The sequence below is a fragment of the Cupriavidus necator N-1 genome, assembly GCF_000219215.1.
In the GTDB taxonomy this organism is placed as follows: domain Bacteria; phylum Pseudomonadota; class Gammaproteobacteria; order Burkholderiales; family Burkholderiaceae; genus Cupriavidus; species Cupriavidus necator.
On the sequence record NC_015723.1, the window covers coordinates 489,929 to 514,838 of the forward strand.

Sequence of the window (24,910 nt, forward strand, 5' to 3'; positions counted from 1 at the left end):
GTCCGTCAGCGGACGTCCGCGGTATAGCGAAAGGCAAAGGCGTCGCCCCGCGTCAGCCGGTATTCGATGCAGCTGCCGCCCAGGTCGAAGGCATGCCGGGTCACGACCGCGCACGGGTGCGCATCCGGCAAGTCCAGCAAGGCGGCCTCGTCTGCTGCTAGCGTGCGGAAGGTCACTTCATCAACGGCGCGATGGACCGTAATGCCGCAGGCGCTGCCCAGCAGCGGGTAGAGCAGGTCGCCCCATTGCACCGGCGGGAGTTGCTGCAGGGCCTCGCAGCGCGGCAGCGGCAGCCAGATCGATTCCAGCAGCCGGGGCGTGTCATCCAGCCAGCGGCGGCGTGAAATTGCCAGCCCGCGTGCACCCGTCGGCAGCCCGAAGCGGGTTGCCATGGCCTTGTCCAGGCGCACGGCGCGGCACGACAGGATTTCCGAGCGCGGCACCGCCGGCGCGCCATCGGCGCCGCCGAAGCGGAAAAACCGCATCAGGCTGGCCCCGCTCAGTCCCTTGCGCACGAAGGTGCCCTTGCCCTGCACGCGCTCCAGCAGGCCCTGCTGGACCAGCACGGCGATGGCCTGCCGGATGGTGCCCAGCGCGATGCCGAACTCCTTGGCCAGCGCGCCTTCCGCAGGAATGGCGCTGCCGGGCGCCCACGCGCCCGAAACGATCCTTGCCTGCAGTTCCGCCGCAATCTGGCCGTAGCGGCTCAGGCCCGCGGCGGTGGTTGTAGTCTGGAACAGCGCGTTGTCTGGCATGCCGAACCCGTGCTAAATTGATGTCAATGCCGATGTCCTCTAGAGGACTAGAATACTGACGCGGGTTCGGATGCCATATCCGGATATACCCGCGCCACTGAGCCGCGCCACGGAGGGACTGACTGATGAGCAAGCGCGCATTGCCGCTGGTGGATACCCACTTCCACGTCTTCGATGCCGGAGTGGCCGCGCCATCGGCCCGCTACCGGCCGCCCTATGCCGCCGACCTGAAGGGCTGGCACGTCCGGCTTGCAGAACTCGGAGAGCTGTATGGGGTAGTGGTGCAGCCCAGCTTTCTCGGCACCGACAATGCGGCGCTGCTGGCCGCGCTGCAGGCCATGCCCGGGCGCTTGCGCGGCGTCGCGGTGGTCGACCCGGAAGTGACGGACCAGGAACTGGCCACATTGCACGGCGCCGGCGTGCGGGGCATCCGCCTGAACCTGTATGGCGATCCGGACTGGCTGCGCATTGCCACCGCGCCGTGGCGCGGGCTGTTCTCCCGGATCGCCGGGCTGGGCTGGCATGTCGAACTCCATACCAGCAACGGCGATGGCGCCATGGTGCTGGCGCAGCTTGACGCGGCCCTTGGCGATGCCGGCGCGCCGGTCGTGCTTGACCACTTTGGCCGGCCCGGCCCCGCAGGAACCGCGGATGCGATCTTCGACGTGGCCACTGCCGTGCGCGCGCGCCGCCAGGTCTGGGTGAAGATCAGCGCGCCGTACCGGCTTGCATCCCCTCAGGACTGGCACGGGCTTGCGCAGCGATGGCGCGAAGTCGTGGGCGATGACCGCTTGCTGTGGGGCAGCGACTGGCCATGGACCAATCACGAGGCGCCGGCTCGGGTCGACGAGTGCCGGATGCTTGCCGCATGGCCGGGACAAGGGGCGTCCGGTGACAGCGAGGAGGCCGGCGCGGCCTTGTCCGCTGCGCTCCGGTGGCGCAACGCCGCAGCGTTGTACGGGTTTGCGGTGAAGGGATAGCGGGCGACTTGCGCCGCCGGCGTCAGTCCAGCGCGAGCACCGCGGGAATCGCCTCCACCAGCAGATCGATCGTCACCCTCAGCTTGTGCGGCAGGAAACGGGTGCGCGGCCACACCAGGTGCAGCGGGGTCCGGATGACGGAGGCTTGCGGCAGTACGCGCACCAGCGTGCCCTGGTCCAGCGGCTGCCGCACCAGCCACAACGGGACATTGACCAGGCCCGCGCCACGTATGGCTGCGGCGGCGATGGTGTCGATATCGTCAAAGCCGAGACGGTGCGCCAGTTCCGGCCGCGCGATATTGCCGTCGGGACCGGCAAGTGACCAGGGCACGGACTCGCCGCCATGCATGTAGACGAGGCAGCGGTGCGAGGCCAGGTCGGCAATGCTGGCCGGCGTGCCATGCTTGCGCAGGTACCCGGGCGCGGCGCAGAGCACCATCGCCTGCATGCCCAGCGGACGTGCCACCAGCATGTCGCTGTCCGGCAGGCGCCCGCTGCGGATGGCCAGGTCGATGCCGTCGTCAGCAAAGTCGACCAGCCGGTCGGTGAAATTCCCTTCCAGCCGCAACTGCGGATGACGGTCCGCCAGCTCCAGCAGCAGCGGCGCCACATGGTGGCGGCCGAACACCACCGGGGCGCTCACGCGAACCCGGCCGGCCGCTTCCCTGCGCCCGGCTTCGAGCATGAGCTGGGCGGCATCCAGGTCTTCCAGCGCCTGGGCACAGCGTTCATAAAAGGCCTGGCCGTCGTCGGTCAGCGCCAGGCTGCGCGTGGTGCGCACGAACAGGCGCGTGCCGACGCGTGCCTCAAGCCGGGCGATGGCCTTGCCGATGGCCGAGCGCGTCAGCCCCAGGCGCGCCGCGGCCTGGGCAAAGCTGCCGGCCTCCGCGGCGGCCACGAAGGCGGAGATCCCGGCCAGCCGGTCATGGGTAATTGGTTCCATAGGATCTACATGGGAAGGACATCGATTGCCCAATGGATCTGTCAGGGAATCAGTATAGTGGGTTCACCGTTTTCAACAGACCGGAGTACCCCATGACGTCCTCCATGCAACGCTGGCAACTGTCCGCTTTCGGCCGCAACAACCTGCGTCGCGTCGACGCGCCCATTCCCGTGCCCGGTCCCGGCGAGGTGCTCGTGCGGGTCCATGCAGTGGCCCTGAACTACCGCGACCTGCTGATCATCCAGGACGGCATGGGCATGCCCGTGCAGCCGCCGCTGGTTCCCGGGTCGGACATGCGCGGCGAGGTGGTGGCGATTGGCGAAGGTGTAGCCGACTTTGCCCCTGGCGACGCCGTGATCAGCACCTTCTTCACCGGCTGGCTCGATGGCGTTCAGCCGCGCCGCAGCATGCCGCTGGGCGTGCCTGGTCCCGGCATGCTTTCGGAGTACGTGGTGCTGGCAGAAGATTCGCTGGTGTCGGCCCCGCGCACGCTCGACGCCGCGCAGGCCAGCACCCTGACCTGCGCCGGCCTGACGGCCTGGCAAGCCCTGGCCGAGGCCACGGTGACGCGGCCCGGCGACACCGTCGTGGTGATCGGCACCGGCGGCGTGGCCCTGTTTGCCGTGCAGATCGCCCGCGCACAGGGTGCGCGCGTGATCGTGGTGTCCGGCAGCGACGACAAGCTGGCGCGCGTGCAGGAGCTGGGCGCGGCGCATGGCGTCCATCGCGGCCGCACCGCTGACTGGCCGGCTGCCGTGCGCGAGCTGACCGGCGGCCGCGGTGCCGACCATATGCTGGAACTGGCTGGCGGAGACAACTTCGGCCGGTCGCTGGCCGCGCTGGCGCAGGGCGGCCGGATCTCGGTGATCGGCAACCTTCAGGGCGATGAGCTGCGCGCCAGCGTCTATCCGGTGCTGCATGGCCGCGTGACCGTGCAGGGGATCGGCGTGTCGCACCGGCGCGCGCTGCAGGACCTGGTGCGTGCCGTGGACTGGCTGGGGCTGCGCCCGGTGATCGAGCGCGAGTATGACTTCGGGGACTTGCCCGCGGCGCTCGACCACCTGGAACGCGGGGCCTTCGGCAAGGTGGTGGTGCGGCTGCGCTGAGGCGCGGGCCGGACTGCTATTTGCGAGCCTTGCCGCGCGCGCTCTTTTTGGCCGCGGCGGCGCGCGCCGCTTCTTTCTCGGCCGCCGCCGCTGCGCCCAACTGCTCCAGCCAGGACATGCCCTCGACATAGGACAGGAAATGCCGCAGGTATTCCGGCGAGGTCTCGCGCATCAGCGACAGCGAACGATGCACGAGATGGTCGGTATTGAGCGGCCCGGCATTCTCCGGCACGCGTTCCAGCGACAGGCGGAAGTGCTGCTCGACGCTGACCCTGGCCCAGGTTTCGCGGAAGTAGTCGGCCAGGGCATCGACCAGCGGCGCGTTGGACTGGGGGGCGTGTGCCGGCACCGGCGCGGGCGACCGTGCATCGTTCGAGGCGACCGCGACGGCGGGCCTGGCGCGCGCGGTGATGTCGTGCACGAGTGCGCCAAGCGCGCTGGCTGTCGGGCTGGACGTTGGCGTGGACGGCGCGCCACCATCGGCAATATCGCTATCGTTGCCTGTGTACCGCTGCACGATGGCTGCATACGCGGCGGCCAGACCTCGCAGGCGCTCATCCAGCAGGCCCCGCACCGCGCCACTGTGTCCGGCGCAGCGACGGGCCAGCGCCTCCATCAGGCGGAAGCGCACGGGATCGGCCTGGTCGGCGCCGCTGGCCTGCCAGGCGTCCAGTTGCGCGCGGATATCGGCTGCCACGTCGAGGCTAGCCATGCGGCTTCACCGTGCCCGCGGTCACGCGCGGCACCGGCGAGATCTCCACGCGCCGGTTCTTCGCGCGGCCCTCGGCATCGGCATTCGGTGTCACAGGCTGCTGCGAACCGAAGGCGGCCGAGAACACCGAGGTGGGCGGGATGCCGGCATCGATCAGGGTGCGGGTCACGGTCAGCGCGCGCTGCGCCGACAGCTCCCAGTTGTCGGCAAAGCGGCGATTGCCTTCGCGCACCTGCTGGTCGTCGGTAAAGCCGCTCACCATCAGGATCTCGTCGCGGCTGCGCAGGTAGGCTGACAACGGTTGCGCCAGGCTTTTCAGCAGATCGCGGCCGTCAGGTTGCAGCTGGTCTGAGTTGAGCGCAAACAGCACGTTGCCGCTGATGCCGATGCGCCCGTTCACCAGCGTCACGCGGCCGGCCGCCAGCGGCCCCGCCAGCGCCTTTTCCAGCGTCTCGCGGCGCTGTGCTTCCTCCTGCCGCTGCTTCACCTCGGCTTCCAGCCTGGCCGACAGTTCCATCTGCACGCCGATGACCCCCAGCAGGACCAGCACGAACGCGCCCAGCAGGACCGACATCAGGTCGCCAAAGACCGCCCACGCGGGAACGGTCGGCTCAACGCCGGCGTCAAGGTCCTCTCTCATGCCGCCTCTGCGCTGGGCGCTTGCTGGCCGGCGCGCTGCTGCAGGTCCTCAAGGATCTGCTTTTGCGACAGCATGCTCAGGTCGACGACTTCGCGCGCCTGCGCCACGTAGTAGGCCAGTTGCTCGTCGCTGCGCGTCATCGACTTGTCCAGCGCGACCTCGATGCGCTGCAGGTGGTCGATCAGCTTGCCGTTGGATTCGCTGAACAGCTGCACCGCCACGCCAAAGGCCTCGCCCAGGCTCGCGACTTCGACCGCGCTGCCGGTGACCTGCGAGGCGATGTCGGTGAGCTTGCCGGTTTCGGATTCGACCTTGTCGGTAAAGCGCGTGCCGACGCGGTCCAGCAGGTCCGCCGTGGTGGCGACCAGGGTGTCGACCACGCTGCGCTGCTCAGTGGAGGCATGATTCACGGCATCGAGCAGCGTGCCCAGCGTTTCCAGCATGCGGCTGCGTTCTTCCAGCATGGCGTTGTCGCGCGCCATGCCGTCGGTGAGCTTTTCGCGCAGTTCCGCGATGACCTCCGCGGCGGCCTTGGGCGCTTCGGATGCGGCCTGCATCAGGTGGGCAACTTCGGCGATGGTGCCGGTGGCCTGGGCCTGCGCCTGGGCTGCCATGTCGCGCGCGGTGACGGCCAGCGTCTCGCAGATTTCCTGCTGGCGGCTGACGGTGTGTGCGCTGGCCTGTTCCCATTCCTGGCGCAGCGATGCGGCCATGGTGCCGAGCGTATCGGTCCAGGCAGCCATGCGTTGCGCGTCCTGCGATGCCAGTTCCGCCTGCAATGTGGTGGCGGCCTTGGGTGCCTCGGCCGCAGCTTGCACCAGGCGGTCGATTTCGGCGAGGGTGGTGCTGGCATGCGCCTGCGTCTCGGTCGAGATCGCGCGCGCGGTCTGCGCCAGCGCCTCGCAGATCTCCTGCTGGCGGGTGGCGGCGTGCGTGCTGGCCTGTTCCCACTGCTGGCGCAGCGTGGCGGCGATGGTGCCGAGCGTATCGGTCCAGCTGGCAAAGCGCTGTTCATCGCGCGCAGCCAGCTCGGCCTGCAGCGCAACGGCCGCCTTCGGGGCGTCCGTTGCAGCCTGCACCAGACGGTCGATCTCAGCGAGGGTGCGACTGGCATGCGCCTGGGTCTGGGTCGAGATGTCGCGCACGCTCTGCGCCAGCGTCGTGCTGATCTCGTCCTGGCGGCTTACCGTATGCGCGTTCAGCTGTTCCCACTCCTGGCGCAACGCGGCCGTCATAGTGCCGAGCGTATCGGTCCAGGCGGCGAAGCGCTGTGCATCGCGCGAAGCCAGTTCCGCCTGCAGCGCGACGGCCGCCTTCGGCGCGTCCGACGCGGCTTGCACCAGGCGGTCGATTTCCGCGAGGGTCTGGCTGGCATGCGCCTGGGTCTGGGCCGAGATCTCGCGCACGCTCTGCGCCAGCGTCGTGCTGATCTCGTCCTGGCGGCTTACCGTATGCGCGTTCAGTTGCTCCCACTCCTGCCGCAACGCGGCCGTCATGGTGCCGAGCGTGTCGGTCCAGGCGGCGAAGCGCTGTGCATCGCGCGAAGCCAGTTCCGCCTGCAGCGCGACGGCCGCCTTCGGCGCGTCCGAAGCGGCTTGCACCAGGCGGTCGATCTCCGCAAGGGTCTGGCTGGCATGCGCCTGGGTCTGGGCCGAGATCTCGCGCACGCTCTGCGCCAGCGTCGTGCTGATTTCGTCCTGGCGGCTTACCGTGTGGGCGTTCAGTTGCTCCAACTCCTGGCGCAAGCCAGCCGTCATGGTGCCGAGAGTATCGGCCCAGGCCGACAGGCGCTGCGCGTCGTGCGCGGCCAGTTGCGTCTGCAGCCCGGCATGCGACTCGCCCACGGTGCGCACCAGTGTCGCAGCCTGTTCGCCGATCGCGACCGCGGCGGCCGTCAGGGCCTGCTGGTTGTCGCTGGCGAGCTTCTCGCCGGTACGCTCCTGGCGCGACAGCGCCTCGCGCCATGCGTCGGCAGCGCTGGCGGCAGCCGTGTCGAGACGGGTGGCGACACCGTCCAGCAGCCCGGCCGAACGTTGTTCGAAGGTCTGGGCAAAGCCGTCGAGGGACGTGCGCAGGTCCGCTGCCAGTGCCTCGCTCGCGCGTTGATGCCCGGCCAGCGCCTGGTTCCACGTATCCGCGACGCCCGCGGTGGCGCTCTCGAAGCGGCTCGATACCCCATCCAGATGCTGTTGCACGGCGTGGGTCACGGTGTCGCGCAAGGCCGTGGTTTCGCGTGCCAGGCCCGCCATGGTCGCGTCCACCGCAGGCTGGATCGCTGCGCTTGAGGCGCGGGCGCTGTCGGCAATGCTGTCCTTCAGCGATTGCTCCACCGAAGACGCCAGGCGCGTGTAGACCACTTCGGTCTTGCCGTGGAAGGCGTCCTGGCTGGCGGCCAGGCGCTCGGTCAGGGCCTGGTTCTGTTCCGCCATCGTGGTCATCATGGCCTGCATGCGCTCGACCAGTGCCGGCATCACGTCGGCTTGGCGCTGCAGCAGCCGGAACGCTTCATCACGCTGGTGGCCGCGCGAGTAGGGGCGCAGCGTGGTGGCGATGCGGGCGTCCAGCGCCTGCGCGGCCTGGATCCGCTCGCCCCGGCACAATGCCGACAACAGCCCCAGCATCGCGGACGTGGCCACGCCCGCGACCGAGGTGCCGAACGCAAAGCCCAGGCCCTTGACCGGTGCGGCCAGCGAGGCGCGGATGGCCTGCAGGTCGGTGGCGGTCTCCAGCGCGATGCCGGTGCCGCGCAGGGTCGCCACCATGCCCAGGAACGTGCCCAGCATGCCCAGCAGCACCAGCAGCCCGACCAGGTAGGGTGTCAGCGCGGGGCCGGGCAGGCCGACGCGCTCGCCTTCCACGCGCAGGCGGGCGCTGTCGCGCAGGCTGGGATGCAGCCGTTCCAGCCAGCTGCCAAGGCTGGCCGGCGCTTCGGACAGGCTGGCGACGGCCTGCGCCAGCGTGGCGGTGGCCTGCCGGTAGCGGTACAGCTCAAACGCCCCCGCCAGGTAGCAGCCGCCGATCAGCAGCGTCACGGCCAGCGCCAGGAAGTTCGTGCCTGCATAGCCGGCGGCGATCCAGCACACGATGGCCAGGCCCGCCAGGAAAGCGACAATATGGGTAAGGTATCGGGTCATGATGTTCTGGTTAGCTGTCTTGCAGCGCCGCCAGCAAGCCTTCAAGGGGCTGCCAGCGGATGTCGAGTTCGGCGAGCAATACGCTCTGCATATCCTTGCGGAATACCCCCAGCCATGCACCGGGCCTGGCCGTTGCGGGCTGTCCCGCGGCTTGGGCTTCGGCCAGCGCCGCGGCTTCGGCCTGGCGCAGGCGCTGGAAATGCGGCTCCAGCATCGTCGGCAAGGCGCCCAGCAGGCTCTGTTCGCGCGCGCCCAGCACGCGCTCCATCACGGCATCGACCATGGCCAGCTTGGCCATGCCGGGTGCGTGGCCGGACAACGCGCCGCGCAGGCGCCCGCGCAGGTCGCCGATCGCGGTCTCCATGGTCTGTTGCAGCGTCAGGTAGCGCTGGCGATAGACCGCGTAGTCGACCTGCGCATCCACGGGGTCGGGCAGCGCGGACGGCCGGGCCGGCCCGCGCCGCTTGCCGGCAAGCGTGGTGTCTTCCACGATGGCATCGGCAAGCGCGGCGCGCACGCGCGCGCATTCCCGTGCCTCAGTGCTGTCGGCAGCACGTGCGGCAGGCGGCGCTGCCGGCGCATTGGCCTTCAGCGCCGATGACAGCGCGATCGCATCCGCCCAGCCAAGCCATTGGCTCAGCTGGCTCGAGAGCGAGCTCGCAGGAGGAGGGGCATCGGCGTCAGTCAGGCGAGCCAGCAGGCGGACGAGCGTCGGGCCGCTGAAACCTGTGCGCCGGGGCACTTGTAACATTGCGCCGGATTCGAAAAATCCAGCAGTTTACACGCCCGGGCGGCGGCGCGGCCGATATCGGCCAGCGCTTGACTACCCGCATTTGAGGCATTGCCCTGCGCATGGACGGCAGGCAGTTGGTGTGCCGCCGGTGCGCCTACGGCGGTAGGGTGCCAATTGCAGGCATTCCGATGCAACATCAGTCCCCCTGTGAAACGCGATTTCAAGGGGAAGACATGAAGACCAAACTGCATCGCCTGAAAGTCCTGAGCGCAGTCCTCTGCGTGACCCTGGCCGCCTGCGGCGGGGGCGGTGACGGCAACGGCGGCGGCAGCGGCTCGTCGGGCGGCACTGGCAACAGCGGCAATACCAGCGGCACTGGTGGCACGGGTGGTACTGGTGGCACGGGCGGCACCGGCGGCAGCACCGCCACCAGGACGGTGATGTTCGAGGCCACGCCCGTGACCGGGACCAGCGCCGAGTTCCTGACCCAGCTGAATGGGCAGGGTGCACGTGGCTTCCGTTTCGTCAGCGGCTTCTATTTCCTCGGGAACCCGGCAGGTTCCGAGCAGAAAGGCGTCTACGTCAAGGACGCGCAGACAACCTATAGCTATGAGCTGCCGCAGGAACCGGGCGGCGCCGATGTCCAGGCGTGGGTCACCGCGTACGAGGCCTGGCTGAACAGCCATGGCGCGCGTGGCTTCGTCTGGGGCGGGCCCTACATGGTGGGCGGCCAGATCCATGCGCTGATGCGCAAGGACAACGGGTCGTCGTCGACTTTCTCGTACAAGGTTGTGGTGGTGGACACCAATGCCAGCCTGTCGGCCTTTGTGCAGAACCAGGCCAACCCGTTGGGCGCGGACGGCTACTACCTGGCGGTCCCCGCGTACCTGGGCCCGTTCGGCGTGAGCAGCACCGTAGCCATCTTCCGCAAGGACCTGCAGGGCAGCGCCCGCTATGGCTATGAGGTCCTGTCCAATCCGGCCAGCGACGGCGATCTCGTCGCCCAGATCAACACGGAGGGTGTGCGCGGCTATCGGTTCAAGGTGCCGTTCGTCAGCGGCGGCACGCAGGTCAACCTCTATGAGAAGGACCTGTCGCAGTCCAGCACCTTCCGCTTCTACGACTTCGCGTCGCAGCAGACCAGCGCGGGCTTCCTGACCCAGGCCAACGCCGAAGGGCAGAAGGGCTCTAGCCTGATGGGCGCCTATGGGTTGCCGAGCGGCACCATCCGGGACTTCTACTTCGAGCCGGCCAGCTGCACCGGCTTCCTCTGCGATACGCGCAGCCTGTTCGGCCTGTAAGCGCCTGGCGCCGGGGTTTTCCCCCGGCACCGGCGTGCCCATGTGCAGTCAAGGTAATACAATCCACCTGACCAGGCGACGAGACCAATCGACAAGACCATACGCGCGAACCGGGGTGGGAAATCAATGACACGAAGTCAAGGCGCCGCAGAGAACAACAACGACGACAACATCGACGACAGCGGGTGCCGCAACTATGCCATCGTGGTGGATGACCACCCGCTGATGGCGCGCGGCATTGCCGGCTACCTTGCGGCGCATTGCGGGTTTGACGCTGCCCTGCATGCAGCCGATGCGAAGGAGTGCGCGGCGTTGACGGAGCGGGAGGGATGCCCGGCGCTGCTGGTGGTGGATTTCTGGCTGCCGGACGGCACCGCTGTCGGGGTGCTGCGTGAAGCCGCGGCGCGCCTGCCCGCCTGCAAGCTGCTGGTGATGAGCGCCGACGACGATGCGCGCGTTTGCATCAAGGCGCGCGAGGCCGGCGCGCACGGCTTTATCCTGAAGAACGAGCCCCCGGAGGTCTTCGCCACGGCGGTAGCGTCGCTGCGCCGGGGGCGGCGCTGGTTCCAGCAGGCGGGGCCGCCGTCGGCGCGGCGCGAGTTGCCGCTGGAGCCCAGCGAACTGGGCCTGACCGCGCGCCAGGCCGAGGTGCTTGGCATGATGCTGCGCGGCCTGCCGAACAAGCGCATCGCCCTGACCCTGTCGGTGTCGGAGCAGACCGTCAAGGAGCACGTCACCGCGATCCTCGGCAAGCTCGGCGTGCGCAACCGGATCGAGGCCATCGCCCTGCTGCACGGCCGCAGGCTGGAATCTTGAAGAAGGCCCTCGCCCGGCTGCTGGGCTTGTCGCGCCCGGATGCGGATGCCGACATCAGCCCGCGCGCGCGCGCGCGGCTGCTGGACATGACGTTCGGGCGCCTGGTGTTCAGCGTCAATGCGATTCCGTTCGTAGGGTTGCCTTTCGTCATTTGGCTGTATGTCCAGCAGCTGGACGGCGGCGCGCTGCTGGCCTGGACGCTGGGGTATGGCGTCGCGGCGGTGTGGATGCAGTTGCGGTTCCGTCGCTACAAGCAAGAGCGGGAAGACGATGACGCCCTGGTCCGGCGCTGGTTGCCGTTTGTGCAGCACGTGGCGCTGGTGCACGGCTTCTGCCTGTCGCTGGCCGCCGTCCTGACGGCCAGCCTGGGGGGCTTCGACTTCAAGCTGCTGCTGTATATCAGTATCGCCGCCATCGTGGCGGCCAATGCCACGCACCAGACGCCGATCCTCGGTGTATTCCAGCGCTTCTTCGTTGCCTGCTGGACCTTGCAGATCGTCAACACCCCGCGCAGCTTCCCCGAGCACTGGCCGTTCGTGCTGCCGCTGGCGCTGCTGTATGCGCTGGCCATCTACCGGCACGCGCTGATCGCCAACCAGTTTTTCCGGCAGCAGGTCCGGCTGGAGGATGACGGCATCCGCCTGGCCGAGCGCTACCGGCTGGCCAAGGAAGAGGCCGAGAAGGCCCTGCACGCCAAGAACCTGTTTCTCACCACCGCCAGCCACGACTTGCGCCAGCCCGTGCATGCCATGGGCTTCCTGATCGAAGCCATTGCGCGGCGCAACCGCGACCCGGCCCTGATCCCGCCGCTGGAAGACCTGCGGCGCAGCGTGCGCTCGGTGCACCTGATGTTCAATTCACTGCTCGATCTCTCCAGGATCGAAGGCGGCATTGCCAGCCCGCGCAATACCGCGGTGGCGTTTGCGCCGTTGGTCGAAGAGGTGGCGTCGCTGTTCCGGGAAGAGGCGCGCAGCCGCGGCCTGGACCTGCGCGTGCGCCTGCCCGCAGGCGCCGCCGCGGTGCTGGCCGATCCCGCACTGCTGCGCCAGTCGCTGGTCAACCTGGTGCACAACGCGCTGCGCTATACCAAGCGCGGCGGGGTGCTGGTGTCCGCGCGGCGGCGCGGCAGCCACTGGCTGCTGGAGGTCTGGGACACCGGCGTGGGAATTGCTAGCGAAGAGAAGGGGCGGGTCTACTCGCCGTTCTATCGCAACGAACATGCGTGGCGCATCGACAGCGCGGGCCATGGCCTGGGCCTGGCCGTGGTGGCGCGCTGCGCCACGCTGATGGGCGCCACCTACGGACTGGACTCGGTGGAGCGCCGCGGCTCCAGGTTCTGGCTGCGCTTTCCTGAAGCGAAGCCGCTGGCCCCGACGGCGATCGAACCGGTCTACGAGCCCGATGGCCTGTCGGCTTCCACCCTGCTGCAGGGCGTCTGCCTGATCGTCGAGGACGACCCGCTGGTGACCGCTGCGTGGACCAGCCTGATGGAGGCCTGGGGCGTGCAGGCGGCGTGCGCGGCGTCGGGGCAGGAAGCCCTGGCACTGGTCGATGCCGGCCTGCAGCCCCAGGCGATCCTGTGCGACCAGCGCCTGCGCTCCGGCGAGAGCGGCTTCGAGGTGCTCAAAGCGCTGTTCGAACGCTGCCCGGACGCAAGCGGCGCCATGGTCAGCGGCGAGTTCGATTCCGAGGCGCTCATGCAGGCCGAGCGCGAAGGCTACCTGGTCCTGCACAAGCCGCTGGAACCATCGCAGCTGCATGCCTTGCTGTTCCAATGGCTCTGTGCTGCCTGACAGCATAGATGGATGGTTCTGCCTGCGGCTGTGGTGCCACTCAGGCATCTCTGGGGCGAAAGAAGTGTCCAGGTCGACTTTATTCAGATCACCTGAAGAATTTATTTAGTTCACTTTTTTCCACCTCTCAGCGACAGTCTAGCGACCGCAGATCGCGATACTGGAAAGAGAGGGCCCCATGTCTATCTCAAACCGCGCTGTCGCTGCCTCCATGCTGGCCGTTTCCATGTTGGCGGGCCTGGCCGGATGCCATAGCCCGTCGGCCGCGGCGTTGGCTGCGGCGTCGGCTGTCACGTCGCGCCCCGACCCGGCCGCGGTGTCGGAACAGGACATCAACGATGCCTACGTCTACCTGCTGGGCCGGCTGCTAGTCCTGCGCCAGCAGCAAATCGACTTCCAGAAGGAAGGCTTCCAGTGGAACCGGATCATTCATCGCGACGTCGGCGGTGTGTCGTGGGCCAACCCCAATCTGGATGTCGCCTACAGCGAGGCCTGGGTTGCAGTCGACGAAAAGACCTGCACGGTCTTCAGCGTGCCGGCCATCAAGGGGCGCTACTACACCATTCAGTTCCTGAACGGCTGGGGCGAAACCGTCGCCAATATCAACGAGCGCAACTATCCGGACCATCCAAGCGGCGAATTCGCGATGTGCCTGAAGGGCGCCACTGCGGCACTTTCGCCCAACGCCAGGCGCATCGACCTGCCGGCCAAGACCTCACGGGTGCTGGCCCGGGTGGAAATCGGTGCAGACAAGAAGCAGGCCATTGCGCTGCAGCATCAGATCACGACGCGGATCACTGGCACGCCGACGATTGCCCCGGTGCCTGCCACGCCCGCCTTCAGCAATGACAAGCTCCCCGGTGTCGAGGCCTTTGACTCGGCGGTCGTTGCGCTTCGCTCGGAGCCGGACATCAATCCGGGCATGGAGCCCATCCAGGCCAAGGTGCGCGCCGTGAGTGCCGCGGTGGCCAGCAGCCCCGCCGAACGCGCGCGGGTGGACAAGATCATCCGCGAGAAGACGCTGCCGGCGTTCTTCCAGTCGTTCTCCACCGCAGGTACCGTCAGGAACGGCTGGAACCGGCCCGCTACCATTGGCAAGTACGGCAGCGACTACCAGACCCGCACCCGCATCGACCTGGGCGGGATCTGGGCCAACAGCACGGATGAGGTCGTCTATTTCAAGACGGATACAGACGGGACCGGCACCAAGCTCGACGGCGGCAATGTCTACACCATCACCTTCCCGAAGGGCGAGCTGCCTGCCCGCCACGTCAAATACTTCTGGTCGGTGATCGCGGTGGATTCCAGGAACTTCCGCGTGATCCCGAATGCGAAGAACCGGTTCCTGATCAACAAACAGTCCAGGCTGAGCTATGGCACGGACGATTCGCTGACGCTGTACTTCGGGCCTGCCCGTCCGAAGGACGCGCCTGACGGCAACTGGCTGCCCACGCCCAAGGGAAAGAACTACAACCTGACGTTCCGTCTCTATGGGCCGGACCAGCCGGTCCTGTCCGGGGAGTGGTTCCCGGCGCCGCTGGTCAAGCGCAACTGAGCTGCAGGTGCGGACCCGGCGTCCCGTCCCGCAAACATACGGGACAGGACACTAATCCCCCGACACCTCGCAAAACCGCAGCCGGTTCCCGAACGGATCGGCCACCTGCAGCATACGCCCCCAGCCCACATCCTCAACGCCGGGCCTGGCGTAAGGATAGGCCTTGGCAGACAGCTCCCGCTGCAGCGCATCGATATCCTCCACTGTCACGAACACCGTCGATCCGGGCGTGGCGTCGCCATGGTGCTCGCTCAGGTGCAGCGTCAGGCCGCTGCGCCTGACCTGCGCGTACAGCGGCAAGCCGTCCTCAAACCGATGCTCCCAGTCGAGCGTGAAGCCGAGGAAGTCCAGGTAGAACTCCTTGGCCTTGTCGACCGAGAAGATCCGGAGGATGGGGATGCCGGCAGACAGGTTCATTGTTTTCTGTTCGGTAGTTGCGCAGGAGTGCCAGATCATAACGCCGGCCAGCGGTGATTCGCGCAGCCGGCGCATAAGCATTCGCGACAATCTTCGTTGGCTTTGTGCGGGCCCATGACTAAGCTGGCGCTCCTGATGAAATCCCGGAGTACCGTCATGAACCCGACCCACGACTCACGCCGCCGCCTGCTTCTGGCCGCAGCGGGCGCGGCAACTGCCGCCAGTGCGCTGCCAGGCGTCAGCTGGGGGCAGGGCCAGACCGCGCTGCGCATCGGCTACCAGAAGTCCTCCACGCTGATGATCCTGCTGAAATCGCGGCAGACGCTGGAGAAGGCGCTGCCGGCCAAGGGTGTGGCGGTGCAGTGGTACGAATTCACCTCGGGCTTGCCGCTGCTTGAAGCGCTGAACCTCGGCAATATCGACCTGAGCGCCGACGTGGCCGATGCGGTGCCGCCGTTTGCGCTGGCTGCGGGTGCCGCGCTGACCTACTACGCCAGCGAGACGCCTTCGCCGCAGGCACAGGCCATTGTCGTGCGCGGCGATTCGCCGATCCGCGAGGTGGCGCAACTCAAGGGGCAGCGGGTGGCGTTTGCCAAGGGCGCAGGCGCGCACTACCTGGTGCTGGAAGCGCTGGCGCGCGCGGGTCTGTCGATCCGCGATATTGAACCGGCATACCTGAGCCCGGCCGACGCGCGCGCGGCGTTCGAGCGCGGCAGCGTGGCCGCATGGGTGATCTGGGATCCGTTCCTCGCGGCGGTGCAGCGCCAGGCCAATGCGCGCGTGCTGCGCGATGGCGAGGGGCTGGCCAGCTATCGGCGCTTCTACCTGGCGGCGACGCCGTTCGCGCGCGCGCATGCCGAGGTGCTTGAGGTCGTGTTCGATGCGTTGCGCGACGCGGGCGACTGGGTCAAGCGCAATCCGGCCGAGGCAGCGCGCTGGCACGCGCCGCTGATCGGCCTGGATGCGGCCACGGTGGAAGCCGCGAATGCGCGGCGCAGCTACGCGGTGCGCACGGTCGACGCTGCCGCGCTGGCCGAGCAGCAGCGCATCGCCGATGCCTTCACCGCGCAGCAGATCCTGCCGCGCAAGGTAACGATCTCGGCGTCGCCGGTCTGGCGCAAGGCGTAGCCGGCGGGGCGCCGGCTACGCTTACGCGACTTGCTTCGCACAATCCGCCCGGGGGCTCAACGCGAGCCCCGGGGCATGCCGCATCAAACCACTCCCATCTCCGGATCGCTGACCGCGTTCTCGCCGGTCTCCATCCGCCCCGCAAAGCGCCGCGCGAACGACGGGCTGGCCTCGCAGGTCACGACGAAGTCGTACCAGTTGCCGCTGTCGGCCACCGGCCATTCCAGCGTTTCCACCTTGCCCCGCTTCACCCTTTGCGTCCACGGGCCGTCGTCGCGGTAGGCCAGCGCCGTGACGGTGAAGGTCACGTCGGCATCGCTGTCGTTATGCAGCTTCACCTGGATCGTGGGCTTCTTGCACGGGTTGTAGCAGACCTGGATTTCCGTCGACGTGGTCACCGCTTCGTTGATGTCGCCGGAGAACGCGCGGTGATAGCCGTTGGGCCCCAGCACCCACAGGTCGTACTTGCCGCCGTCGGCATTAATGTCCCACGCATCGTCCAGCGTCTTCCCGGCTTCAACCACGTAGCGGCGCGGAATGCGGTCGAGGTGCAGCTTGTCATAGACGTGGAACAGCGCGCCGGCCTGGTTGGTGCTGGCGTTGGCGAACAGCAGGCGCACGGCCTTGGATGCGGCATCGACGCGTGCACTGGTATGCAGTTCGTATGGCAGCTTGCGCGACGGACGCGTGCCGGTGTCCTGCTCCGGCAGCGCGGGCGTGGCCGGCACCGGGATCGCCGGCTGGGTCTGCTGCCAGGCGGTCAGGCTGGTGGCGTCGGCACGGGTGGTGCGGCCGGCCAGCGTGGGCAGGGTCTCGGTGTTGGGCGTGGCAAAGTTGAAGGCGCTGGTCAGGTCGCCGCAGATGGCACGACGGTAGGCACTGATCTGCGGCTCCATCACGCCGAAGCGCGCCTCCAGGAAGCGCAGCACCGAGGTGTGGTCGAATACTTCAGAGTTGACCCAGCCGCCGCGGCTCCACGGCGACACCACCCACATCGGCACGCGCGGGCCGGGGCCGAAGGGCTTGCCGTCCTGCGGCGGCTGCTTGGCCGTGGCGGGCTGGAAGTTGAAGTACTCGTACGCCATCTGCGCGTCGTCGAGGGTCGACTTGCCGGCTAGCGTACCGTCCAGGTTGCGCGACGGCGCGGTCGGCGGCGGGCTGTGGTCGAAGAAGCCGTCGTTCTCGTCGAAGTTAATCAGCAGCACGGTCTTGCTCCAGACCTCGGGCGATGCCGTCAGCGCGTCCAGGATGGCCTGCACGTACCAGCCGCCCTTGGCCGGGCTGGACGGGCCGGGGTGCTCGCTGAACTCGGCCGGCGGGATGATCCACGACACCTCAGGGAGCTTGCCGTTGAGCACGTCGTCACGCAGCGACTGCAGGAAGCCGCCGTCGGGCATGGTGTTGCAGAAGCCCTTGGCCAGCGGGCTGTACTGGTCGTCGATGTCCGGGTTGTAGGGCGGGTTGACGCCGGTGCCGGCGGTGTTGGAGAGCTTGCGCCCGACGGGCATCTTCTCCATCTCTGCGCGCCAGTGCCGGAAGCTCATCATCTGGTTGCAGCCATAGTTGTCCGGCACGTTCTGGTAGACCTTCCAGCCCACGCCGGCGGCCTGCAGGCGGTCGGCGTAGGTCTTCCAGGTCCAGCCTTCGGTGGAGGGGCCCACATCCGCGCCCGCGTTGAACTCGTTAATCATCACCGCGACGTTGTCGCCGGTGGGACCATTGCTGCCGGTCCAGTAGAACAGGCGGTTGGGGATGGTGCCGGTGTGCATCGCGCAGTGGTAGGCATCGCACAACGTGAAGGCGTCAGCCAGCGCGCGCTGGAACGGGATCTCGGCGTCATCGTAGTAGCCCATCGACAGCGTCTTCTTGGCCACCGGCCAGCGGTCCATGCGGCCGTGGTCCCACGCGGCCTGCGCATCGGGCCAGGTGTGCGGCGTGCCGCCGGCACGCTGCGCGTTGCCCTGGGTTTCGTCGAGATGGTAGGGCGTCAGGAGATTGCCGTTGGCATCGGTCTGGTAGAACGCGTTCTTGCCATTGGGCAATGGGATCGCGAAGCGGTCACCGTAGCCGCGCACGCCCTTGAAGGTGCCGAAGTAGTTGTCGAACGAGCGGTTCTCCAGCATCACCATCACGACGTGCTTGACGTCCTGGATGGTACCGGTGGCGTTGTTGGCCTCGATGGCGAGCGCGCGGCGGATGCTGGGCGGAAAGCTGGCCAGCACCGCGGCGGCGGCGCCGGTGCCGAGGCTGGTCTTCAGGAACTGTCTTTTTGACGGGTTGAAGGTCATGGCTGTGGCTGGGTCGGTCTGTCGCTGGATCGAAAAAGGGCCCGCATCACGGGGCGCAACGCGTGGTGCAGGTGCCGGGCCGGTCAGGCTTGCCTGGCTGGTCCGGCTTGTTGCCATTGGCGGCGGTGGGCTGGAGGGTGCTGCCGCTCGCGCCCGGCGAGTCGTCGCCGCCGCAGGCGGTAAGCATCAGTGCGAGGGTGAGGGTGCCGGCCGCCAGCCATGGCCGGGCGGAACGCGACAGCAATGAAGGTCTCATTTGTGCATGCCCTGTAGTCGTTGAGGGGGATAACGATTGCCGAGCCCATGCGCCGACATCGGATGCAGGCCCATGGACTTCCGCCGCGCGGACGACAAGTGCGGGGAACTGGCCGGTTCGGGTGCGCTTGGCCTTGGCTTGTCGTGACAGTGAGCGATTGTTGATTGGTCAAATGTCAGATGTTTGACATAAAACACATTTGGCGATTTGGTTTTGTAACCAAAAGTGTCGCGCTGGCAGAGTTGGCAATTGCTGGCTGGCCCCGCCCACTCTCAGTCAAGCTGGCGTGCGTGGGGCCCCATCGTGTGCACACAACGGGCATCAATGAATACGCATGGCAGGGTAGAATCACGCCATCCCCGTCCTCTGCACGCCGCCGCAGTCCATGTCCGAAGAAAAGAAGAGCCTGTCCGAAACCATCCGCGCCGCGATCGAGCAGGAGATTCTTTCCGGAAAGCTCCCCAGCGGCGCCCAGCTGGAAGAGCAGCAGCTGCTGGCGCGCTTTGGCGTGTCGCGCACGCCGGTGCGCGAGGCGCTGATCCAGCTGGAGTCGGCCGGCCTGGTGGACCTGGTGCCGCGCCAGGGCGCGATCGTGTCGTCGATCTCGCTGCGCGAGTACGTGGCGATGAACGAGATCCTGGTGCAGCTGGAGGCGCTGGCGGCGCGGCTGGCCGCGCGCCGCATCAGTGCGGCGCAGCGCACGGCGATGCAGGCCGCGTTCGATGACTGCCGCGCGGCCGCGGAGCGTGCCGATTCCGATCGCTACCGCGAGGCCAACGACGCCTTCCATGAAGTCATCTACGCGGCCTGCTGCAATGACATCCTGTCGCGGCAGATCCGCACCATGCGCGCGCGCATGCGCGGCATGCGCGACCTGCGCTTCGAGAAGCCGGCTCGCATCCTGGCCTCGCTGGCCGAGCATGAGGCGGTGATGGGCGCGATCGTGCGCGGCAACGAGGACGACGCCGCAGCGGCGATGGTCCGACATATCGCCACAGGGGGCGACGTCTACGCGGACATGATTGCTTCCATGCCCGGCGACGAGGCCGGCGGCAAGCGCGGCCGGCGTTAGCCCATGGCGCTGGCTCAGTCCAGCTTGACGCCGGCCTGCTCGATCCGCGTCACGGCCGACTTGCCGTCTGCCGCGGCCCATTTGCCGAACTCCGCGGGCGACGCCGAGGTGGAGACCTCGCTGCCATTGGAGGCGAGCTTCGCGCGCAGCTGCGGATCGGCCATCACCTTGGCAGTGGCGGCAAAGAGCTTGTCGCGGATGCCGTCGGGCAGCCCGGCCGGCCCGTACAGCCCGAACCAGAAGGTGAAATCAAAACCCGGCAGCCCCATCTCCGCCAGCGCCGGCAGGCCCGGCGCCACCGCCGACGGCTTGGGCGTGGTCACGCCGATCATCTTCACCACACCCTGCGTGCCCATCGGCAACACCGACGCCGCCGTGCCAAACGACAACTCCACCTCGCCCGCGGCCACGGCCTGCAGCGCCGGTGCGCCGCCCTTGTAGGGCACGTGTGTCATCTTGACTCCGGTGGCTTTCTCGAACTGCAGCCCGGCGAGATGCGGCGAGCCGCCGATGCCGGAGGACGAGTAGTTGAACTTGCCTTGCTGCGCGCGCGCCTTGGCCACCAGGGTCTTGATGTCGCTGACGTTCAGGTTCTTGTTGACGGCCAGGATCAGTGGCGACACGGTCAGCCGCGTCACCGGGGTGAAGTCGGTCGCCTTGTAGCGGGCCTTGTAGAGCTGCTGGTCGATGCCATACAGCGTGGACGTGGCCAGGCCCAGGGTGTAGCCGTCAGGGACCGCCTGCGCCAGTGCCGCGGAGGCCAGCGTGCTGCCGGCGCCGGGCTTGTTGTCCACCAGCACGGTCTGGCCAAGCTCCTTTGACAGAGCCTCGCCGAACACGCGCGAGACATAGTCGGCCGCGCCCGCCGGCGTGTAGCCCACCAGCAGCCGGATCGGCCGGGTCGGGTAGTCCTGCGCAGCGGCCATGCCGGGCAACGCAGCCAGGGTGGCAAGAGCGGCGCCGATCGCGGCGCGCCCGAGAGTGTGTTTCATCGCTGTCTCCTTTGTGTTCTCGTTATCGCTATTGCGTGTCCTGGCCGCTGGCGCTCAGGACGCCACCTTGGCTTTGCGCAGGGCCGCGACGCCGGCTTCGTCATAGCCAAGCCCGCGCAGGATCTCGTCGGTGTGCTCGCCGGGATCGGGTGCGGCGCGGGCAAAGCGCTCGGGGTGCGGCGCCGCCGACAGGTTGATCGGCGAGCGCAGCAGTTCCAGTGGCCCCAGCGCCGGGTGCTCGGCGGGCCGGGTCATGCGCAGGTGGCGCACCTGCGCGTCCTCAAAGGCCTGGCCGATATCGAACACCGGCCCGCACGGCACGCCGGCGGCATTCAGGCGCGAAGTCAGTTCGGCCGCGCTGAAGGCGGCGGTGCACCGGTTGATGGCCTCGTCCAGCCGGTGGCGCTCGGCGGCACGGCCCGTGGCGGTCTGGAACGCGGGATCGTCCAGCAGCCAGCCGGCCTCGACGGTGCGGCAGAAGTTGGTCCACATGCGGTCGGTGCTGGCGGCGATATTGACCACGCCGTCGCGGCAGCGGTAGGTGCCCATCGGCACCAGCGTCGGGTGCGCATTGCCCTGCTGCGTCGGCACTTCGCCGTCAACGGTGTAGCGCGTGGCCTGGAAGTCCAGCTTGTTGAGCATGCCCTCGATCAGCGAGGTATGGACCCATTGCCCGCGGCCGGTGCGCGCGCGGTGCAGCAGCGCCAGCAGGATGCCCTGGCCCAGGAACATGCCCGCGGTGGTGTCGGAGATGGCAATGCCCACGCGCAGCGGGCCTTTGCCGGGCTCGCCGGTGACCGAACTCAGCCCCGACATGCCCTGCACGATCTGGTCCAGTCCCGGGCGCTCGCAATAGGGCCCGTCCTGGCCGAAGCCCGAGATGCTGGCCAGGATCACGCGCGGATTGATCGCGCTCAGGCGCTCGTAGGTCAGCCCCAGCCGCTCCTTGACCACCGAGCGGAAGTTTTCCACCACCACATCCGACCGGCGCACCAGGCGCGCCAGCACCTCGGCGCCCTGCGGCGTCTTCAGGTCCAGGCACAGGCTGCGCTTGTTGCGATGCAGGTTCTGCTCGTCCGAGCCGCGCCGCCGCCCGGTGACGGAACCGCGGTCCTGCGGCGGGGGCGGTTCCACGCGGATCACGTCGGCGCCCCAGTCCGACAGCAGGCGCACCGCCGCCGGGCCGGCGCGGGCGATGGACAGGTCCAGCACGGTGATGCCGGACAGCGGCAGGTCCGCGGGCGGGGCGTGGGGTCCGGCGGCTTCGGTGCCGGGAGGCAAAGACGTCATGGCAGTTCCTTGGCGATGGAATGGCCTTGAGTATACAAATAACTGTAATATGAATACGTATACGGAGTTTCCACGATGCGAAGTGCGACGGGATGGCGTAGGCTGCGAGGGCATTCATACGGATTTGCGTCACATTTCTCCTATGAAAATGCTATTTGAGTCATATGGAATAGGCGGGTCGGCGTCGAGGCTGCCAGTTCCAACCGTGTTCGCGCCTGACCGGCGCCCATGTTTTGAGGGTTTGTATGCTGACTGATTCTGTCTGTATTAACAGGGTGGGCGGACCTGAGGTGCTGGAGTCCTGCCAGGTCACGGTGCCGCCGCCCGGTCCCGGCGAACTGCAGCTGTGCCAGTCGGCCATCGGCCTGAATTTCGCGGACATCTACCAGCGCAAGGGCGCGCATGGACCCTACACCGCGGCGCCGTTCCCGGTCACGCTGGGCTCGGTTGGCGCCGGCAAGGTGACCGCGGTTGGTCCCGGCGTAGAAGGGTTCGAGGTTGGCCAGCGCGTCGCCTGTATGCATCCCGGCGCCTATCAGGTGACGCGCAACGTGCCAGCCGGCCGGGTCGTGCCTTTGCCTGACGCGATCCCGGAAGAGGTGGCCGGCGCCACGCTGCTGCGCGGACTGACGGCCGAGTACCTGCTGCGCCGGCTCTATGCAGTGCAGTCGGGCGACGCCGTGCTGGTGCACGCCGCGGCCGGGGGCATGGGCGTGCTGCTGTCGCAGTGGGCGCGCGCGCTCGGCGCGACCGTGATCGGCACCGTGGGCAGCGAGGCCAAGCGCGCGGTGGCGCTGGAACATGGCTGCCACCATGTCATCAACTACCGCGAGGCGGACTTCGTGGCCGAAGTGCAGGCGCTGACCGGCGGCGAGGGCGTGGCGGTGGTCTACGACGCCGTGGGCAAGGACGTGTTCGTGCCGTCGCTGCAATGCCTGCGGCCGTGCGGCATGGCGATCAACTACGGCACCGCGTCGGGCGACGTGGAGGCCTTCGACCTGCAACTGCTGCACGCGCGCTCGCTGATCGTGTCGCGGCCGACGCTGCGCACCTATATCGCCAGCCCGCAGGCGCTGGCCAATGCCGCGGCCACGCTGTTCGCCGCGGTCGCGGGCGGGCAGCTGCGGCTGGAGGTCAACCACCGCTACCCGCTGGCCGCCGTGCGCGACGCGCACCGTGACCTGGAGGGCCGGGCCACCACGGGCTCGGCTGTGCTGATTCCCTGAACCCGGCGAGCGCAAGATGAAACGCCGTCGCGCCCCGCAGGCCGGTGCCCAATGATCCCTACCTGGAGTAATCCCGATGCAGACTGATGGTTCCCTTCCTTCGCTCGACATTGCCGGTCATGTCGCCACGATCACGCTGCGCCGCCCGGAGGTGGCCAACCGCCTCGGGCCGGATGACCTGGCCGAGCTACAACGGCATGTCGATGCCGTGAACGACAGCGACCTGCGCGTGCTGCGCCTGCGCGGCACCGGCAAGTACTTCTGCAGCGGCTTCGATATCGGCAGGCTCGCGGCCGGGCAGCGCGGTGCCGGCTTCGAGACCCTGGTCAACGCGGTGGAAGATTGCCGCGCGGTGACCATTGCCGAGATCCACGGCGGCGTCTATGGCGGCGGCACGGACCTGGCGCTGGCGTGCGATTTCCGGCTTGGCACCGCCGCGGTGGACATGTTCATGCCCGCGGCGCGGCTGGGGCTGCATTTCTACCAGCGCGGCATGGAGCGCTATATCAGCCGGCTGGGCCTGAACCACGCCAAGCACCTGTTCCTGACTGCGGAGCGCATCGACGCCGACGAGATGCTCCGCCGCGGCTTCCTGACCGAGCTGCTGCCGGCCGAGCGCCTGCGCGAGCGCGCCGACCAGCTCAGCGACACGGTGGCCGGGCTGGCACCGCTGGCGGTGCAAGGCATGAAACGGCACCTGAACGCGATCGGGCGCGGCACGCTGGATACCGAGGCGCTGGCTGGCGACATCAGCCGGGCTACCCAGTCGCAGGACATCCGCGAAGGCGCGCTGGCCTGGAAGGAAAAGCGCAGGCCGCAGTTCACCGGCACCTGATGCAGCTTACTGTCTCTGCCGCATCACCCATTCCACCACCCGCGCCAGGAACGGTGACGTGTCGCCTTCGCGATAGCTCATGATGACCGGCGACACGAAGCCCGGCGCGTCGATCGGGCAGTAGCGCACGTCGTCGCGATGCAGCCGCTGGATCGACGCTGGCACCAGCGTGATGCCTATGCCGGCCGCCACCAGCCCCAGCGCGGTCTGCAGTTCGTTGGCCTCCTGCGCCACACGCAATTGCAGGCCCTGCGCGCGGAACAGCGACAGCAGGTGGTCGGCATAGCTGGGCCGCGGCCGGGCCGGGTAAAGAATGAACGGCTGCGCCGCCAGCGCCTGTGGCGTCAGCGCCTTGCGGCGGGGCGCGGGCAGGCGTGCGGGCAGCGCTGCCACCAGTGGCTCGGCCATCACCACCTGCTGGCGGATGGCGGGATCATTCAGCGCGATGCGGCCGAAGCCCAGGTCGATGCGGCCGGCCTTGAGCGCCTCGATCTGCTCGACGGTGATCATCTCTGCCAGTCCTACCTCTACCTGCTGGTCGTGCCGGTCTGATTCACGCAGTTCGCGGATCAGTTCCGGCAGCACGCCATACAGCACCGACGGCACGAAGCCGATGCCGAACCAGCGCTTGTCCTGCCGCCCGATGCGGCGCGTGCCTTCGATGGTTTCTTCCAGCCGCTGCGTCAGCTGGGTGGACTGCTCCAGCAGGAAGCGGCCCGCCTCGGTCAGCCGCAGCCCGCGGCCGACGCGGTCGAACAGTGCCACGCCCACTTCCTCTTCCAACTGGCGGATCTGGCGCGACAGCGGCGGCTGCGCCATATGCAGCCGCTCGGCGGCGCGGGTGACGTTGAGTTCCTGGGCCACGACCTGGAAATAACGCAGGTGCCGGAGTTCCATTGGTGTCCTGCTCCCATACCTGTAGGGTATCGATTGAGACA

Annotated in this window: 22 protein-coding genes; 10 read left to right on the forward strand and 12 right to left on the reverse strand. The window is 68.1% G+C overall.

Going from position 1 to position 24,910, the window contains the following annotated elements; genetic code table 11:
* Nucleotides 1-5: 5 nt before the first annotated feature.
* Nucleotides 6-755: a GntR family transcriptional regulator gene (locus CNE_RS20345; RefSeq protein WP_013952160.1), complete on the reverse strand. Its 750-nt coding sequence runs from the start codon at nt 753-755 to the stop codon at nt 6-8.
* A 125-nt stretch (nt 756-880) separates the two neighbouring features.
* Here CNE_RS20345 and CNE_RS20350 point away from each other — a divergent pair, with 125 nt between their 5' ends.
* Nucleotides 881-1,735 carry an amidohydrolase family protein gene (locus CNE_RS20350; RefSeq protein WP_013952161.1) on the forward strand — a complete coding sequence of 285 codons (855 nt, stop codon included), beginning with the start codon at nt 881-883 and terminating at the stop codon, nt 1,733-1,735.
* Between the two features lie 22 nt (nt 1,736-1,757).
* On the opposite strand, the gene CNE_RS20355 is transcribed toward CNE_RS20350, so the two are convergent.
* Entirely contained in the window at nt 1,758-2,678 is a 921-nt protein-coding gene (locus CNE_RS20355; RefSeq protein ID WP_013952162.1) for a LysR family transcriptional regulator, read from the reverse strand.
* A 92-nt stretch (nt 2,679-2,770) separates the two neighbouring features.
* Between CNE_RS20355 and CNE_RS20360 the strand changes: the two genes are divergently transcribed.
* Complete coding sequence (locus CNE_RS20360; protein ID WP_013952163.1) at nt 2,771-3,784, forward strand: zinc-dependent alcohol dehydrogenase family protein; 1,014 nt, start codon at nt 2,771-2,773, stop codon at nt 3,782-3,784.
* A 16-nt stretch (nt 3,785-3,800) separates the two neighbouring features.
* Here the strand turns inward: CNE_RS20360 and CNE_RS20365 are convergent, their stop codons facing one another.
* The 4 genes from CNE_RS20365 to CNE_RS20380 are packed head-to-tail and all read right to left on the reverse strand — an operon-like array spanning nt 3,801 to nt 9,021.
* Nucleotides 3,801-4,496 (reverse strand): DUF2894 domain-containing protein, encoded by a 696-nt coding sequence (locus tag CNE_RS20365; protein ID WP_013952164.1) that lies wholly within the window; start codon nt 4,494-4,496, stop codon nt 3,801-3,803.
* On the reverse strand, nt 4,489-5,136 hold the full coding sequence (locus CNE_RS20370; protein WP_013952165.1) for an OmpA family protein: 648 nt from the start codon (nt 5,134-5,136) through the stop codon (nt 4,489-4,491). The genes CNE_RS20365 and CNE_RS20370 overlap by 8 nt, the downstream gene beginning before the upstream one ends.
* Nucleotides 5,133-8,270, reverse strand: a complete 3,138-nt coding sequence (locus tag CNE_RS20375; protein ID WP_013952166.1) for a DUF802 domain-containing protein — start codon at nt 8,268-8,270, stop codon at nt 5,133-5,135. Before CNE_RS20375 ends, CNE_RS20370 begins: the two co-directional genes overlap by 4 nt.
* 10 nt (nt 8,271-8,280) lie before the next feature.
* Nucleotides 8,281-9,021, reverse strand: coding sequence for a DUF3348 domain-containing protein (locus CNE_RS20380; protein WP_013952167.1), 741 nt, complete (start codon nt 9,019-9,021; stop codon nt 8,281-8,283).
* A 215-nt stretch (nt 9,022-9,236) separates the two neighbouring features.
* Between CNE_RS20380 and CNE_RS20385 the strand changes: the two genes are divergently transcribed.
* The 4 genes from CNE_RS20385 to CNE_RS20400 all read left to right on the forward strand — a co-directional run bounded on the left by CNE_RS20385 (nt 9,237) and on the right by CNE_RS20400 (nt 14,468).
* Nucleotides 9,237-10,304 carry a hypothetical protein gene (locus CNE_RS20385; protein WP_013952168.1) on the forward strand — a complete coding sequence of 356 codons (1,068 nt, stop codon included), beginning with the start codon at nt 9,237-9,239 and terminating at the stop codon, nt 10,302-10,304.
* A 126-nt stretch (nt 10,305-10,430) separates the two neighbouring features.
* On the forward strand, nt 10,431-11,120 hold the full coding sequence (locus CNE_RS20390; protein ID WP_013952169.1) for a response regulator transcription factor: 690 nt from the start codon (nt 10,431-10,433) through the stop codon (nt 11,118-11,120).
* Nucleotides 11,117-12,913 carry a hybrid sensor histidine kinase/response regulator gene (locus CNE_RS20395; RefSeq protein ID WP_013952170.1) on the forward strand — a complete coding sequence of 599 codons (1,797 nt, stop codon included), beginning with the start codon at nt 11,117-11,119 and terminating at the stop codon, nt 12,911-12,913. Before CNE_RS20390 ends, CNE_RS20395 begins: the two co-directional genes overlap by 4 nt.
* A 178-nt stretch (nt 12,914-13,091) precedes the next feature.
* On the forward strand, nt 13,092-14,468 hold the full coding sequence (locus tag CNE_RS20400) for a DUF1214 domain-containing protein (RefSeq protein ID WP_013952171.1): 1,377 nt from the start codon (nt 13,092-13,094) through the stop codon (nt 14,466-14,468).
* A gap of 51 nt (nt 14,469-14,519) precedes the next feature.
* Here the strand turns inward: CNE_RS20400 and CNE_RS20405 are convergent, their stop codons facing one another.
* The gene (locus CNE_RS20405; RefSeq protein ID WP_035816304.1) at nt 14,520-14,885 is read right to left on the reverse strand and encodes a glyoxalase superfamily protein; all 366 of its coding nucleotides are present in this window, start codon (nt 14,883-14,885) and stop codon (nt 14,520-14,522) included.
* A 156-nt stretch (nt 14,886-15,041) separates the two neighbouring features.
* Here CNE_RS20405 and CNE_RS20410 point away from each other — a divergent pair, with 156 nt between their 5' ends.
* Entirely contained in the window at nt 15,042-16,013 is a 972-nt protein-coding gene (locus tag CNE_RS20410) for an aliphatic sulfonate ABC transporter substrate-binding protein (RefSeq protein WP_013952173.1), read from the forward strand.
* An 83-nt stretch (nt 16,014-16,096) separates the two neighbouring features.
* Here CNE_RS20410 and CNE_RS20415 read toward each other — a convergent pair whose 3' ends face one another.
* Both CNE_RS20415 and CNE_RS20420 read right to left on the reverse strand, forming a co-directional pair.
* Nucleotides 16,097-18,301, reverse strand: coding sequence for a phosphocholine-specific phospholipase C (locus CNE_RS20415; RefSeq protein WP_013952174.1), 2,205 nt, complete (start codon nt 18,299-18,301; stop codon nt 16,097-16,099).
* A 46-nt stretch (nt 18,302-18,347) separates the two neighbouring features.
* Nucleotides 18,348-18,545, reverse strand: a complete 198-nt coding sequence (locus CNE_RS20420; RefSeq protein WP_148271645.1) for a hypothetical protein — start codon at nt 18,543-18,545, stop codon at nt 18,348-18,350.
* A gap of 397 nt (nt 18,546-18,942) precedes the next feature.
* On the opposite strand from CNE_RS20420, the gene CNE_RS20425 reads away from it, so the two are divergent.
* Entirely contained in the window at nt 18,943-19,629 is a 687-nt protein-coding gene (locus tag CNE_RS20425) for a GntR family transcriptional regulator (protein ID WP_013952176.1), read from the forward strand.
* A gap of 14 nt (nt 19,630-19,643) precedes the next feature.
* Here CNE_RS20425 and CNE_RS20430 read toward each other — a convergent pair whose 3' ends face one another.
* Nucleotides 19,644-20,621, reverse strand: a complete 978-nt coding sequence (locus CNE_RS20430; RefSeq protein WP_013952177.1) for a Bug family tripartite tricarboxylate transporter substrate binding protein — start codon at nt 20,619-20,621, stop codon at nt 19,644-19,646.
* A 54-nt stretch (nt 20,622-20,675) separates the two neighbouring features.
* Nucleotides 20,676-21,911, reverse strand: a complete 1,236-nt coding sequence (locus tag CNE_RS20435) for a CaiB/BaiF CoA transferase family protein (protein ID WP_013952178.1) — start codon at nt 21,909-21,911, stop codon at nt 20,676-20,678.
* A gap of 245 nt (nt 21,912-22,156) precedes the next feature.
* On the opposite strand from CNE_RS20435, the gene CNE_RS20440 reads away from it, so the two are divergent.
* Together CNE_RS20440 and CNE_RS20445 are read left to right on the forward strand one after the other, a co-directional pair.
* A complete protein-coding gene (locus tag CNE_RS20440) occupies nt 22,157-23,137 on the forward strand; it encodes a quinone oxidoreductase family protein (RefSeq protein ID WP_013952179.1) in 981 nt (326 codons plus the stop codon).
* Between the two features lie 76 nt (nt 23,138-23,213).
* Entirely contained in the window at nt 23,214-23,972 is a 759-nt protein-coding gene (locus CNE_RS20445; protein ID WP_013952180.1) for an enoyl-CoA hydratase/isomerase family protein, read from the forward strand.
* Nucleotides 23,973-23,978: 6 nt separating this feature from the next.
* On the opposite strand, the gene CNE_RS20450 is transcribed toward CNE_RS20445, so the two are convergent.
* Nucleotides 23,979-24,869 (reverse strand): LysR family transcriptional regulator, encoded by an 891-nt coding sequence (locus CNE_RS20450; protein WP_013952181.1) that lies wholly within the window; start codon nt 24,867-24,869, stop codon nt 23,979-23,981.
* Nucleotides 24,870-24,910 lie beyond the last annotated feature (41 nt).

What these genes read in the sequence shown, in the direction of transcription:
- CNE_RS20350 (WP_013952161.1), top strand. Translation starts at nt 881, where the DNA reads ATGAGCAAGCGCGCATTGCCGCTGGTGGATACCCACTTCCACGTCTTC.
- CNE_RS20365 (WP_013952164.1), bottom strand. Translation starts at nt 4,496, where the DNA reads ATGGCTAGCCTCGACGTGGCAGCCGATATCCGCGCGCAACTGGACGCC.
- CNE_RS20375 (WP_013952166.1), bottom strand. Translation starts at nt 8,270, where the DNA reads ATGACCCGATACCTTACCCATATTGTCGCTTTCCTGGCGGGCCTGGCC.
- CNE_RS20435 (WP_013952178.1), bottom strand. Translation starts at nt 21,911, where the DNA reads ATGACGTCTTTGCCTCCCGGCACCGAAGCCGCCGGACCCCACGCCCCG.
- CNE_RS20430 (WP_013952177.1), bottom strand. Translation starts at nt 20,621, where the DNA reads ATGAAACACACTCTCGGGCGCGCCGCGATCGGCGCCGCTCTTGCCACC.
- CNE_RS20390 (WP_013952169.1), top strand. Translation starts at nt 10,431, where the DNA reads ATGACACGAAGTCAAGGCGCCGCAGAGAACAACAACGACGACAACATC.
- CNE_RS20445 (WP_013952180.1), top strand. Translation starts at nt 23,214, where the DNA reads ATGCAGACTGATGGTTCCCTTCCTTCGCTCGACATTGCCGGTCATGTC.
- CNE_RS20355 (WP_013952162.1), bottom strand. Translation starts at nt 2,678, where the DNA reads ATGGAACCAATTACCCATGACCGGCTGGCCGGGATCTCCGCCTTCGTG.
- CNE_RS20370 (WP_013952165.1), bottom strand. Translation starts at nt 5,136, where the DNA reads ATGAGAGAGGACCTTGACGCCGGCGTTGAGCCGACCGTTCCCGCGTGG.
- CNE_RS20440 (WP_013952179.1), top strand. Translation starts at nt 22,157, where the DNA reads ATGCTGACTGATTCTGTCTGTATTAACAGGGTGGGCGGACCTGAGGTG.
- CNE_RS20385 (WP_013952168.1), top strand. Translation starts at nt 9,237, where the DNA reads ATGAAGACCAAACTGCATCGCCTGAAAGTCCTGAGCGCAGTCCTCTGC.
- CNE_RS20400 (WP_013952171.1), top strand. Translation starts at nt 13,092, where the DNA reads ATGTCTATCTCAAACCGCGCTGTCGCTGCCTCCATGCTGGCCGTTTCC.
- CNE_RS20415 (WP_013952174.1), bottom strand. Translation starts at nt 18,301, where the DNA reads ATGACCTTCAACCCGTCAAAAAGACAGTTCCTGAAGACCAGCCTCGGC.
- CNE_RS20360 (WP_013952163.1), top strand. Translation starts at nt 2,771, where the DNA reads ATGACGTCCTCCATGCAACGCTGGCAACTGTCCGCTTTCGGCCGCAAC.
- CNE_RS20345 (WP_013952160.1), bottom strand. Translation starts at nt 755, where the DNA reads ATGCCAGACAACGCGCTGTTCCAGACTACAACCACCGCCGCGGGCCTG.
- CNE_RS20410 (WP_013952173.1), top strand. Translation starts at nt 15,042, where the DNA reads ATGAACCCGACCCACGACTCACGCCGCCGCCTGCTTCTGGCCGCAGCG.
- CNE_RS20450 (WP_013952181.1), bottom strand. Translation starts at nt 24,869, where the DNA reads ATGGAACTCCGGCACCTGCGTTATTTCCAGGTCGTGGCCCAGGAACTC.
- CNE_RS20425 (WP_013952176.1), top strand. Translation starts at nt 18,943, where the DNA reads ATGTCCGAAGAAAAGAAGAGCCTGTCCGAAACCATCCGCGCCGCGATC.
- CNE_RS20380 (WP_013952167.1), bottom strand. Translation starts at nt 9,021, where the DNA reads ATGTTACAAGTGCCCCGGCGCACAGGTTTCAGCGGCCCGACGCTCGTC.
- CNE_RS20405 (WP_035816304.1), bottom strand. Translation starts at nt 14,885, where the DNA reads ATGAACCTGTCTGCCGGCATCCCCATCCTCCGGATCTTCTCGGTCGAC.